Annotated in this window: 7 protein-coding genes; 4 read left to right on the top strand and 3 right to left on the bottom strand. The window is 72.9% G+C overall.

Annotation, left to right across the window (positions count from 1 at the left end):
• Positions 1-223 precede the first annotated feature (223 nt).
• Complete coding sequence (locus ABEB00_RS19000; RefSeq protein WP_345621015.1) at positions 224-1,108, top strand: coiled-coil domain-containing protein; 885 nt, start codon at positions 224-226, stop codon at positions 1,106-1,108.
• Here ABEB00_RS19000 and ABEB00_RS18995 read toward each other — a convergent pair.
• The 3 genes from ABEB00_RS18995 to ABEB00_RS18985 form a co-directional block, all read right to left on the bottom strand.
• A complete protein-coding gene (locus ABEB00_RS18995) occupies positions 1,077-2,714 on the bottom strand; it encodes a sodium/solute symporter (protein WP_345621085.1) in 1,638 nt (545 codons plus the stop codon). The two genes, ABEB00_RS19000 and ABEB00_RS18995, sit on opposite strands and share 32 nt — an antisense overlap.
• Before the next feature lie 26 nt (positions 2,715-2,740).
• Positions 2,741-3,292 carry a DUF485 domain-containing protein gene (locus ABEB00_RS18990; protein ID WP_345621014.1) on the bottom strand — a complete coding sequence of 184 codons (552 nt, stop codon included), beginning with the start codon at positions 3,290-3,292 and terminating at the stop codon, positions 2,741-2,743.
• A gap of 264 nt (positions 3,293-3,556) precedes the next feature.
• Positions 3,557-5,053, bottom strand: a complete 1,497-nt coding sequence (locus ABEB00_RS18985; RefSeq protein ID WP_345621012.1) for an MFS transporter — start codon at positions 5,051-5,053, stop codon at positions 3,557-3,559.
• 535 nt (positions 5,054-5,588) lie between these two features.
• Here ABEB00_RS18985 and ABEB00_RS18980 point away from each other — a divergent pair.
• The 3 genes from ABEB00_RS18980 (at position 5,589) to mfd (ending at position 12,766) form a co-directional block, all read left to right on the top strand.
• Positions 5,589-6,407 (top strand): ABC transporter ATP-binding protein, encoded by an 819-nt coding sequence (locus ABEB00_RS18980; protein WP_345621011.1) that lies wholly within the window; start codon positions 5,589-5,591, stop codon positions 6,405-6,407.
• On the top strand, positions 6,404-8,968 hold the full coding sequence (locus tag ABEB00_RS18975) for an ABC transporter permease (RefSeq protein ID WP_345621009.1): 2,565 nt from the start codon (positions 6,404-6,406) through the stop codon (positions 8,966-8,968). Before ABEB00_RS18980 ends, ABEB00_RS18975 begins: the two co-directional genes overlap by 4 nt.
• Before the next feature lie 246 nt (positions 8,969-9,214).
• A complete protein-coding gene (gene mfd, locus ABEB00_RS18970) occupies positions 9,215-12,766 on the top strand; it encodes a transcription-repair coupling factor (RefSeq protein WP_345621008.1) in 3,552 nt (1,183 codons plus the stop codon).
• Positions 12,767-12,792 lie beyond the last annotated feature (26 nt).

Raw genomic sequence — 12,792 nt, 5'->3', positions numbered from 1 at the left:
GCGCGGGACGGGCGAGGCCCTCGCGGCGCCGCCGAGGCGCGACCGGCCGGCGTGCTCGACCGGTCCCGCGCGCCCGCCCCGGGCAACTGCCGCCGGTCCGAGGAGCCGTGGCTCACCCCGGGGATAACCCGTAATGTCCGGAGTGTCGCGTTATGCACACTTAATTCTGATCCCTACAGTCCATGGAGTCCCTAACGGATCGGGTGGAACAGGGGTCTGAAGGATGAGCAGCGCACCGGTGCGTCCCCACGGCTTCGTGACCGTACGAGGGCGCGGTTACCGCCCCGTGGAGGTCGACGCGGGTGTCGCGGCCCTCTCGGCGGAGCGGGACGCCGCCTGGGAGCGGGCCGCCCGGCTCACCGTGCTGGCCCGGGAGATGGAGGAGGAGCTGGCGGACCTGCGGGAGGAGGTCGCCGGACTCGCTCCGCAGACCTACGAGACGCTGGGGGAGCCCGCCCGGGACCTGTTCCGGCAGGTGGAGCGGGAGGCCGCGGCCCTGCGGGAGGCCGCGCGGGCGGCGGGCGGGCGGCTGGTGGAGGAGGCGCTGGCGTACGGCAGGGACGTACGGGAGGCCGCGCGGGCGCACGCCGACGCCGTACACGCCGAGGCCGACGAGGGCGCCCGGCAGCGGCTGCTCGCGGCGCGGGCCGAGGCCGACGAGATGCGGATCGCGTGCCGGCGCGAGGTGAAGGCGGGCCGCGGTGAGTCGCTGGCCGCGCTGCGCGGGACCCGGCAGCGCGTCCTGGCGATCCACGCGGAGCAGGCCCGCGAGCACGCGGCGCGGTGGGCGCAGGCCGAGCGGGAGCAGACCGCGCGCGCCGCCGCTGTGGACGCGCGCCTCGCGGAGCTGCTGGCGCGCGCGGCGGAGCGGGCGGCCGAGGCCGAACGGGGCCTGGCCGCCGCCGAGGAGTCGGCCCGGCGCACGCCGGAACAGGCGCGTGCGCGGGCGGCCGAGACGATCGCCGAGGCGCGGGCGTACGAGGAGCGGATCGCCCGGGAGACGGAACGGGTGCTGCGTGAGCACGGTGAGCGGTGGGACGTCGTCCAGGCGCAGATGGACGAGGTCCGCGGCAACCTCAGCGAGCTGACCGGGCGGGCCGTGGAGTGAGGGGAGGCGCCGGAGCCTGCGCCCCCACGTCCACTGCGGCCCCCGCGCCCGCGAGGAGTTCCGGCTCCCGTGTGTCGTAGCGCCGCTGCTGCCGCGCCGTCTCCTTGCGGCCGGAGGCCAGCGTGGCCAGCCAGCCGAAGGCGAAACCGGCCGGGACGGAGACCAGGCCCGTGGTGGTGAACGGGAACCAGTTGAAGTCGGATTCGGGGAAGGCGGCGACCGGCGTGCCGGAGACCAGGCTGGTGCCCGGGGTGAGGACCAGCACCGTGAGGGTGCCGCCGATCAGCGTCCACAGCAGGCCGGTGCGGGTGAAGCGGCGCCAGAAGAGGCTGTAGACCAGGGCGGGGCACAGGGCGGAGGCGCCCACGCAGAAGGAGAGCGTGGCCAGCGGCTGGAGGCTGCGGTGCTGCACCAGCGTCGCCAGGGTGATCGCGACGATGCCGACGCCGACCGCCGACAGCCGGGCGAACGTCATCTCCCGGCGCGGCGAGGGCTCCTTTGCGCGGGTGGCGAAGACGTCGTGGGCCAGGGAGTTGGCGCAGGCGAGGATCATGCCGGCGACCGAGGCGAGCAGGGTGAGGAACAGGGCGGTGCCGACGGTGGTGAAGAGGAACGCCTCCACCATCGTCACCTCCGTGCCGAACGCGGCGCGCGAGCCCAGCAGGTAGGCGGAGTTGCCGGCGGCGTCCGCCCCGGCGACCGTCTCACGGCCGACCAGCGCCGTCGCGCCGAGCCCGACCACGGTGACGACCAGCACGAACAGGGCGACCAGCGACACCGCCCAGGACATCGAGCGGCGCACCTGACGGGCGCTGGAGGCGGCGTACATGCGCATGGTGACGTGCGGCAGGCAGGCGCCGCCGAGGACCACCGCCACCTGCGAGGAGAGCATGTCCAGGCCGGGCTGGGGTCCGGCGGCGTACTCCAGGCCGGGGTGGAGGTACGCCTGGCCCGCGCCGCTGCCCCGGGCGGCGGCCTCGAACAGGGCGCCGGGGTTCCAGCCGAAGCGGTGCAGCAGCAGGAGGGAGACCAGGGCGCCGGAGCCGAGCAGCATGACCATCTTGATGATCTGGATGAGGGCGGTGCCCTTCATGCCGCCGATCGTCGCGTAACTGATCATGAGTCCACCGACGCCGATGATGCAGCCGGTCTGGATCGTCTCGCCGCGGAAGCCCAGCAGGAAGGACATGAGGTGGCCGGTGCCGGCGAGCTGCACCAGCATCATCGGCAGCAGGGCGACGATCGTGACCGCGGCCGCGGCGATGCGCACACTGCGGCCCGGCATGTGGCGGGCCAGCGCGTCACCCATGGTGAACCGGCCGGCGTTGCGCAGGGGTTCCGCCATCGCGAACATCAGCAGCAGCAGGGAGAGGGCGGTGCTCAGGGCGAGGACGACCCCGTCGAAGCCGAACAGGGCGATCACGCCGCCGGTGCCGAGCACGGTCGCGGCGGAGATGTAGTCGCCGGCGATGGCCAGGCCGTTGCGCATGGACGACAGGGAGCTGTAGCCGGTGTAGAACTCGGCCAGGTCGTCGCGGTCGGGCCCGGTCATCACGCACAGCAGCAGCGTGACGGTGGCCACCGCCGTGAAGCCGACCAGGATCATCGCCTGTTCGGTGTCGCCGAACCCGGTCACCGTCCCGCCTCCCCTCGGGCGTCCGCCGCGCTCTGCGCGCACATCCGGTCCACCAGCGGGTCGACGTGGCGGCGCGCGGTCCGCTCGTACAAGGCGACCGCCAGCCAGGTGACGGGCAGTTGGAGCAGGGCGAGGAGCAGGCCGAGGGGCAGTCCGGCGGCCACCTCGCCGGTCAGGGACGAGGGCGCGAACGCCGCGAGGCAGAGGAACACCAGGAAGTAGCCGAGCGCGGCGAAGGTGGCCGTGCGCCGCTGCCGGCGGTAGGCGCGGCGCAGGTCGCGTACGTCGCCCCGCGGCCGGACCGGCGCACGCCAGGGCGGCCCGGCGTGCTCGCGGCCCGGCGCGGGTGCGGCGGCGGGCCCGCGCCGGGCGGCGTACGGCGCCGAGCTGTCGGGGCTCGCGAAAGGGTGCCCCGGCGGGTGCGGTGCCGGGGGCGGAAAGCGGTGGCGCCCCGGGGCGGGCGAGGGCGAGGACGGCGGCGAGGACGGCGGTGAGGACGGATGGGGATACGGATACGGATACGGGTACGCGTACGGGTCGTGGGACATCCCGTTGCTCCTTGCGCGGCTCGGGTCCGCGGGGCGGACCGCAGGGAGTGGGGGGAGCGGGTCACGCACGCTACTCGCGGGGCGGGGCGGAGGCGGGGTTATGGCCGGACCGAGTGGTCGGTATGTGAGAAGGCCCAGTCATGCCGGCGATCGGCTGGGCAGGTGCCCGGTCAGTGGGTCGGTCGGCTGGTCCGCCACTCGGCCACCCCGTCAGATCCGTCAGATCCGTCAGATCCGTCAGATCCGTCAGATCCGTCAGATCCGTCAGTCCGTCAGTACCGGGAACTTCCGGGGGGCCAGCGTCAGCAGCACCAGGAAGGCGAGCGTCGCGGCGGCCGCCGCGCCGAGGTACACGGCGTCGACGGCGTCGGCTATCGCCCGCCGGGCGGACTCGCCCGCGGCGCCCGGTTCCAGTGCCCGGGTCACCGAGTCGAGGTCGCCCGCACCGCCGAGCCGCGCGGCCAGCACCCCGTTGGCGATCGCGCCGAAGACCGCGGCGCCGACCGTCTGGCCGGTCTGCCGGCAGAACAGCACGGAGGCGGTCGCCGTGCCCCGCTCCGACCAGCCCACCGTGGACTGGACACCGACGAGCAGCGGAAGCTGGAAGAGGCCGAGCGCCGCGCCGAGGAGCAGCATCAGCAGCGTCGGCTGCCAGGCCCGGCCGGGGTAGGGCAGGAACGGGAACGCGCACAGCAGCAGGGCCGCCGCGCCGATGCCCAGCATGGCCGTGTTGCGGAAGCCGATCCTGCGGTACACGTGCTGGCTCAGCGCGGCCGACACCGGCCAGCTCAGCGTCCACACCGACAGGACGAACCCGGCGGCCGCGGGGGCCAGTCCCAGTACCGACTGCGCGTACGTCGGCAGGAACACCGTCGGCGCCACCATCAGCAGGCCCAGCGCGCCGAGGGCGAGGTTGACGGCGGCGATCGTACGGCGCCGCCACACCCAGCCCGGCATGATCGGGTCGGCCGCCCGGCGTTCGATCACCACCACGGCCGCCAGCAGGACGAGTCCGGTGCCGAACAGGGCGAGCGAGGGCCCGGACAGCCACGGCCAGGCCACCCCGCCCTGCACCACGGCGAGGAGCAGCACCCCGCCGCACGCGAACACCGCGAGCGCGCCCGCCCAGTCGACTCGCGCGCGCGGGCCGGCCGACTCGCGCCGCGGCTCGTGCAGGTGGCGGACGATCAGCCACAGGGCGAGGGCGCCGACCGGCAGGTTGACGAGGAAGATCCACCGCCAGTCGGCGTAGGTGGCGAGCACGCCGCCGAGGCCGGGTCCGGCGACCGCGGCGACCGCCCAGACGGTGGAGAGCCGCGCCTGTATCTTCGGCCGGTCCTTGAGCGGGTACAGGTCGGCGGCGAGGGTCTGCACGGTCCCCTGGAGCGCGCCGCCGCCCAGGCCCTGTACGACGCGGAAGGCGATCAGGGCGGTCATGTTCCAGGCGAGGGCGCACAGCAGCGACCCGAGGAGGAAGAGCGCGGCGCCCACCACCAGGACGGGTTTGCGGCCGAAGGTGTCCGAGAGCTTGCCGTACACCGGGAGGGTGACGGTGACGGCCAGCAGATAGCCGGAGAACAGCCAGGAGAAGACGGAGAAGCCGCCGAGGTCGCCGACGATCTGCGGGACGGCGGTGGAGACGATGGTGGAGTCCAGTGCCGCCAGTGCCATCGAGAGCATGAGCGCGGCGACGACCGCGCCCCGCCTGCCGCTCCCGGTGGCCTGAGCGGTACCGCCGGCCGTGCCCGTGGTGCTGCCCACCCCTGGACCCTCCCTGTCGTTTCCCCCTGCACGCATCTGCCGTGCCCAGCTTCCCACTTGAGGGTGACGCGGCGGGAGGGTGGAGGCCGGCCGCGCCGGAGGGTGGAGGGCGACCCCGAGAGGTTGTCCACCGGAGGGCGGAGAGCCCCTAGGGGTACCTCCTTACTACGGCTCGGGGAGGGTTCGTACCGCCGGAGGACGAGAGGGACCCGGCGGATTCCTTAACCTGGCTTTACGCCGCTGGGGGGCGGTGTACCTCACCAGCGGGGGTGGGGTTTTCCTCAGGAGAAGAGTGCGCTGGGCCCCAGCGCGCTCGGGCCCCGGCTCGACCAGACTCGACGGCAGATCGCGGCGGCACCGATCCGGACGTACGGCCCGCACGAGGCACCGTACGGCCGGCTCGGGCCGGCCACGCGATCCACCCGCGCCACTCACCGACGACTCCCCGCAGGACACCGAAGACTTCCCGCAGGGCACCGACGACTTCCCGCCGGGCACCGGCGGCTCACCGTATGACCGACATAGGAGACTTGCCATGACATCGGCCGTGACCATTCCCAGGTATGGGAACACCGGAGGGCGTACGGCCGTGGCCGCGAGGGCGCGGCAGGTCGTGAAGGCGTACGGGGCGGGGGAGACCAGGGTCGTCGCCCTCGACCGGGTCGACGTGGACATAGCGCGCGGCGAGTTCACCGCGATCATGGGCCCCTCGGGCTCCGGCAAGTCCACCCTGATGCACTGCCTGGCCGGCCTCGACACCGTGACGTCCGGGCAGATTTATCTGGACGACACCGAGATCACCGGGCTGAAGGACAAGAAGCTGACCCGGCTGCGCCGGGACCGGATCGGGTTCATCTTCCAGGCGTTCAACCTCCTGCCGACGCTGAACGCGCTGGAGAACATCACACTGCCCATGGACATCGCCGGCCGCAGGCCCGACCGGGCGTGGCTGGACCGGGTCGTGGACACCGTCGGGCTCGCCGGGCGGCTGAAGCACCGGCCCACCCAGCTCTCCGGCGGCCAGCAGCAGCGGGTGGCCGTGGCGCGGGCGCTCGCCGCCCGGCCCGAGATCATCTTCGGTGACGAGCCGACCGGCAACCTCGACTCCCGGGCGGGCGCCGAGGTACTGGGCTTCCTGCGCAGGTCCGTGGACGAGCTGGGCCAGACCATCGTGATGGTCACCCACGACCCGGTGGCCGCCGGTTACGCGGACCGGGTGCTGTACCTCGCCGACGGCCGTATCGTCGACGAGATGCGCGACCCCACCGCCGACCAGGTCCTCGACCGGATGCTGCGTTTCTCGCAGGGACGCCCCCGGACCGCCGGCCCCGACGCCGGGGGACGTACGTCATGACCGTGTGGAAGACCTCGATGCGCAACTTCCTCGCGCACAAGGGGCGGATGGCCCTCTCCGCCGTCGCCGTCCTGCTGTCGGTGGCGTTCGTGAGCGGCACGCTCGTGTTCACGGACACGATGAACACGACGTTCGACAAGCTCTTCGCGGTCTCGTCGGCCGACGTCTCCGTCACCCCCGCGAAGGCCGAGACCGAGGACACCCCGCAGAACGGCGTGCCCCTGTCGCTGCCGGCCGCCACCCTGGAGCGGGTCCGCGCCGCCGACGGCGTCGAGTCGGCCGAGGGCGCGGTCGTCTCGATGAACGTCACCGTCGTCGACGGCGACAACGACAACGTGGGCGCCACCAGCGGCGCCCCGACCCTCGCCGGCAACTGGACCGAGAACGACCTGCGGTCGATGGAGATCACCGGCGGGCACGCCCCGCGCGGGCCGACCGAGACGATGGTCGACTCCGACACCGCCGACAAGCACGGCCTGGAGATCGGCGACGAACTGCGCACCATCGCGCAGACCGGCGACTTCACGGCCCGGATCGTCGGCATCGCCACCTTCACGGTGACCAACCCCGGCGCGGCCGTGGTCTACTTCGACACCGCCACCGCCCAGCGCGAACTGCTCGGCGGACCCGACCGGTTCAGCCAGTTCAACGTCACGGCCGCCGCCGGTGTCTCCGACGCCCGGCTCAAGGCGAACGTCTCCGCGGCCCTCGGCGACTCCTACAAGGTGCGGACGGCGAAGGAGTCCGCCGACGAAGGCCGCGAGGGCATCGACGAGTTCATGGGCGTCATCAAGTACGCCATGCTCGGCTTCGCCGGGATCGCCTTCCTGGTCGGCATCTTCCTGATCATCAACACCTTCTCCATGCTGGTCGCCCAGCGCACCCGCGAGATCGGGCTGATGCGGGCCATCGGCTCCTCCCGCCGCCAGGTCAACCGCTCGGTGCTGGTCGAGGCGCTGCTCCTGGGTGTCGTCGGTTCGGTCCTCGGTGTCGCGGCCGGTGTCGGCATCGCCGTCGGACTGATGAAGCTGATGTCTTCGGTGGGCATGAACCTGTCCACCGACGATCTGACCGTGAAGGCGACGACCCCCGCGGTCGGCCTGGTCCTCGGCGTCGTCGTCACCGTCCTCGCCGCCTATCTGCCGGCCCGCCGGGCGGGCAAGGTCTCGCCGATGGCCGCGCTGCGCGACGCCGGCACGCCCGCCGACGGCCGGGCCGGCCGGATCCGCGGCGTCCTCGGCCTGGTCCTCACCGGCGCCGGCGCCGCGGCCCTGGTCACGGCGGCGGGGGCGGACAAGGCCAGTGCCGGCGCGCTGATGCTCGGCGTCGGCGTGGTGCTCTCCCTGATCGGCTTCGTCGTGATCGGCCCGCTGCTGGCCGGCGTCGTGGTGCGGGTGCTCAGCACGGTGCTGCTGCGGGCCTTCGGCCCGGTGGGCCGGCTGGCCGAGCGCAACGCCCTGCGCAACCCGCGGCGCACCGGCGCCACCGGCGCGGCCCTGATGATCGGCCTGGCCCTGGTGGCCTGTCTGTCGGTGGTCGGCTCCTCCATGGTCGCCTCGGCCACCGGAGAGCTGGACAAGTCCGTCGGCGCCGACTTCATCGTCCAGGGCAACCAGCGGATCGTGCCGCAGGCCGAGCGGGCGATGCTGGACACGCCCGGCCTCGCGCACGTCACCCGGTACAAGATGCTCGACGCCACTCTCACCTCGCCCGACGGCCAGAAGGACGACGACGGGGTCACGGCCACCGACCCCACCTACGCCCAGGACCTGCGGCGCCCGACCACGGCCGGCAGTCTCGCCGACGCCTTCGGCACGGACGCCATGGCGGTCGGCTCCGAGTACGCCGCAGCACACGGCGTGCGGGTCGGCGACACCCTCTCCGTCGCCTTCGAGGGCGGGCAGACCGCGAAGCTGGAGGTCGCCGCCATCACCGACGACGACACCGCCATCGACCAGGGCGCCCGCTACCTGAGCATCGCCACGATGACGAAGTACCTGCCCGCCGACCGCGTCCCGCCGAACACGATCATGTTCGCCAAGGCGGCGGACGGCGCCGCGGACCAGGCGTACACCGCGCTGAAGAGGGCGCTGGACCCCTACCCGCAGTACCAGGTCGCCGACCAGACCGACTACAAGCAGGAGCTGAAGGACCAGATCGGCCAGTTGCTGAACATGGTCTACGGACTGCTCGCGCTGGCGATCGTGGTCGCGGTCCTCGGTGTGGTGAACACCCTGGCCCTGTCGGTGGTGGAGCGCACCCGGGAGATCGGCCTGATGCGGGCGATCGGCCTGTCCCGCCGGCAGTTGCGCCGGATGATCCGCATGGAGTCCGTGGTGATCGCCCTCTTCGGCGCCCTGCTGGGCCTCGGACTGGGCCTGGGCTGGGGCGCCACCGCACAGAAGCTGCTCGCCCTGGAGGGCCTGAACGTCCTCGACATCCCGTGGCCGACGATCATCGCGGTCTTCGTCGGATCGGCGTTCGTGGGCCTCTTCGCCGCCCTGGTCCCGGCCTTCCGGGCGGGCCGCATGAACGTGCTGAACGCGATCGCCACGGAGTAGCGACGCGGGCGGCCGACGGGGGAGCGGGGGAGGGCCCGGTGCCGGGGAGTCATCGACTCACCGGCCCCGGGCCCACCGGCGTCATCCGCCCGTGTCATCCCCCTGCGTCATCGGCATGCATTGCCGGGCGACGCCGTCCACCGGCCCGGGCGCTCGCCCCCGCACCGTCGTACGCTGGACACCCCCCGGCCCTCACCCTCGTCGGGTCGTTCGTGTTGTCCACCACAGGACGGAAAGCGCCTCTCCATGAGCCTGCACGGTCTGCTCGACGCCGTTGTCAAGGACACCGCCCTCGCGGAAGCGATCGCGGCGGCCTCCGACGGCAACCGCACGCACGTCGACCTGGTCGGTCCGCCCGCGGCCCGGCCCTTCGCGGTCGCCGCGCTGGCCCGGGACTCGGGCCGCCCCGTGCTCGCGGTCACGGCGACGGGACGGGAGGCGGAGGACCTGGCGGCGGCCCTGCGCTCGCTGCTGCCGCCCGAGGGCGTGGCCGAGTACCCGTCCTGGGAGACCCTTCCGCACGAGCGGCTCAGCCCGCGCAGCGACACCGTCGGCCGGCGTCTCGCGGTCCTGCGGCGGCTGTCCCACCCCCGCGCCGACGACCCCGAGACCGGGCCGGTCTCCGTCGTCGTCGCCCCCGTGCGCTCCGTGCTCCAGCCGCAGGTCAAGGGGTTGGGTGACCTGGAGCCGGTGGCCTTGAGCACCGGGCAGAGCGCAGACCTCGGCGAGGTGGTGCAGGCGCTCGCCGCCGCCGCGTACGCCCGGGTGGAGCTGGTGGAGAAGCGCGGCGAGTTCGCCGTGCGCGGCGGCATCCTCGACGTGTTCCCGCCCACCGAGGAGCACCCCCTGCGGGTGGAGTTCTGGGGCGACGACGTCGAGGAGATCCGTTACTTCAAGGTCGCCGACCAGCGCTCCCTGGAGGTCGCCGAGCACGGGCTGTGGGCGCCGCCCTGCCGCGAGCTGCTCCTCACCGACCAGGTACGGGAGCGGGCGCGGGCGCTGGCCGAGGAACACCCCGAGCTGGGCGAACTGCTCGGCAAGATCGCCGAGGGCATCGCGGTCGAGGGCATGGAGTCCCTCGCCCCCGTCCTCGTCGACGACATGGAACTGCTGCTCGACGTGCTGCCCGCGGGCGCCATGGCCGTGGTCTGCGACCCGGAGCGGGTGCGCACCCGCGCCGCCGACCTGGTGGCGACCTCGCAGGAGTTCCTCCAGGCGTCCTGGGCGGCCACCGCCGGCGGCGGCGAGGCGCCCATCGACGTCGACGCGGCCTCCCTGTGGTCCCTCGCGGACGTCCGGGAACACGCCCGCGAGCTGGGCACCATGTGGTGGTCGGTGTCGCCGTTCGCCGCGGACGACGCGACCGAGGACGCCGACACCCTCAAGCTGGGCATGCACGCCCCCGAGACCTACCGCGGCGACACCGCCAAGGCGCTCGCCGACACCAAGGGCTGGCTCTCCGACGGCTGGCGGGTCGCCTACGTGACCGAGGGCCACGGCACCGCGGCCCGCACGGTGGAGGTGCTGGGCGGCGAGGGCATCGCGGCCCGCCTGACCGTGCCGGACGCGAAGTCGGCCGGGCTCGACGAGCTGAGCCCCTCCGTCGTCCACGTCTCCTGCGGTTCGATCGACCACGGGTTCGTGGACCCGGCGCTGCGCCTCGCCGTCCTCACCGAGACCGACCTGACCGGGCAGAAGGCGGCCGGCCGCGAGGGCGCCCGGATGCCCGCCCGGCGTCGCAAGACCATCGACCCGCTCACCCTGGAGGCGGGCGACCACATCGTCCACGAGAGCCACGGCGTGGGCCGCTACGTCGAGATGGTGCAGCGCACCGTGCAGGGCGCCACCCGCGAGTACCTGGTCGTGGAGTACGCGCCCGCCAAGCGCGGCCAGCCCGGCGACCGGCTCTACATCCCCACCGACCAGTTGGAGCAGATCACCAAGTACGTCGGCGGCGAGGCCCCCACCCTGCACCGCCTCGGCGGCGCCGACTGGACGAAGACGAAGGCCCGCGCGAAGAAGGCGGTCAAGGAGATCGCCGCGGACCTGATCAAGCTGTACAGCGCGCGGATGGCGGCACCCGGGCACGCGTTCGGCGGGGACACCCCCTGGCAGCGCGAGCTGGAGGACGCCTTCCCCTACGTGGAGACCCCCGACCAGCTCACCACCATCGCCGAGGTCAAGGAGGACATGGAGAAGACGGTCCCCATGGACCGCCTGATCTGCGGCGACGTCGGCTACGGCAAGACCGAGATCGCCGTGCGCGCCGCCTTCAAGGCCGTACAGGACGGCAAGCAGGTGGCGGTGCTGGTACCGACCACGCTGCTGGTGCAGCAGCACTTCGGGACGTTCAGCGAGCGGTACGCGCAGTTCCCGGTCACGGTGAAGGCGCTCTCCCGCTTCCAGAGCGACACCGAGTCCAAGGCCACCCTGGAGGGCCTGCGCGAGGGCTCGGTGGACATCGTCATCGGCACCCACCGGCTGTTCTCCGCGGAGACCAGGTTCAAGGACCTGGGGCTGGTCATCGTCGACGAGGAGCAGCGCTTCGGCGTCGAGCACAAGGAGCAGCTCAAGAAGCTCCGCGCCAACGTCGACGTGCTGACCATGTCCGCCACGCCCATCCCGCGCACCCTGGAGATGGCGGTCACCGGCATCCGCGAGATGTCCACGATCACCACCCCGCCCGAGGAGCGCCACCCGGTGCTCACCTTCGTCGGCCCCTACGACCCGCGGCAGATCGGCGCGGCCGTCCGCCGCGAGCTGCTCCGCGAGGGCCAGGTCTTCTACATCCACAACCGGGTCGAGTCCATCGACCGGGCCGCCGCCAAGCTGCGCGAGATCGTCCCCGAGGCGCGTATCGCCACCGCCCACGGCCAGATGTCGGAGCAGGCGCTGGAGCAGGTCGTCGTGGACTTCTGGGAGAAGAAGTTCGACGTGCTCGTCTCCACCACGATCGTGGAGTCCGGCATCGACATCTCCAACGCCAACACGCTGATCGTGGAGCGCGGCGACAACTTCGGTCTCAGCCAGCTCCACCAGTTGCGCGGCCGGGTCGGCCGCGGCCGCGACCGCGGTTACGCCTACTTCCTGTACCCGCCGGAGAAGCCGCTGACCGAGACCGCCCACGAGCGGCTCGCCACCATCGCCCAGCACACCGAGATGGGCGCGGGCATGTACGTGGCGATGAAGGACCTGGAGATCCGCGGCGCGGGCAACCTGCTCGGCGGCGAGCAGTCCGGCCACATCGCCGGCGTCGGCTTCGACCTGTACGTGCGGATGGTCGGCGAGGCGGTCGCCGACTACCGGGCCGCGCTGGAGGGCGGCCCGGACGAGGAGCCGCCGCTGGAGGTCAAGATCGAGCTGCCGGTCGACGCGCACGTCCCGCACGACTACGCCCCCGGCGAGCGGCTGCGGCTGGCGGCGTACCGGTCCATCGCCTCCGCCAACAGCGAGGCGGACATCAGGGCCGTCCGCGAGGAACTCGTCGACCGCTACGGCAAACTTCCCGAGCCGGTGGAGAACCTGCTGCTGGTGGCGGGGCTGCGGATGCTCGCGCGGGCGTGCGCGGTCGGCGAGGTCGTGCTTCAGGGCAACAACATCCGGTTCGCGCCGGTGGAGTTGCGCGAGTCGCAGGAGCTGCGGCTCAAGCGGCTCTACCCGGGGACGGTCATCAAGGTCACCGCCCACCAGGTGCTGGTGCCGCGCCCGAAGACCGCGAAGGTGGGCGGGAAGCCGCTGGTCGGGCGGGAACTGCTGGCCTGGGTCGGGGAGTTCCTGACGACCGTGCTCGGGTCGTAGCCCCGCTCGGAGACACTCCCGCACGG

It is taken from the genome of Streptomyces ziwulingensis, from assembly GCF_039542605.1.
Lineage (GTDB): Bacteria > Actinomycetota > Actinomycetes > Streptomycetales > Streptomycetaceae > Streptomyces > Streptomyces ziwulingensis.
The sequence above is the reverse complement of the archived record's forward strand: the minus strand, read 5'-3'. Positions and strand labels throughout refer to the sequence as shown.

What these genes read in the sequence shown, in the direction of transcription:
- ABEB00_RS19000 (WP_345621015.1), top strand. Translation starts at nt 224, where the DNA reads ATGAGCAGCGCACCGGTGCGTCCCCACGGCTTCGTGACCGTACGAGGG.
- ABEB00_RS18995 (WP_345621085.1), bottom strand. Translation starts at nt 2,714, where the DNA reads ATGATCCTGGTCGGCTTCACGGCGGTGGCCACCGTCACGCTGCTGCTG.
- ABEB00_RS18990 (WP_345621014.1), bottom strand. Translation starts at nt 3,292, where the DNA reads ATGTCCCACGACCCGTACGCGTACCCGTATCCGTATCCGTATCCCCAT.
- ABEB00_RS18980 (WP_345621011.1), top strand. Translation starts at nt 5,589, where the DNA reads ATGACATCGGCCGTGACCATTCCCAGGTATGGGAACACCGGAGGGCGT.
- ABEB00_RS18975 (WP_345621009.1), top strand. Translation starts at nt 6,404, where the DNA reads ATGACCGTGTGGAAGACCTCGATGCGCAACTTCCTCGCGCACAAGGGG.
- mfd (WP_345621008.1), top strand. Translation starts at nt 9,215, where the DNA reads ATGAGCCTGCACGGTCTGCTCGACGCCGTTGTCAAGGACACCGCCCTC.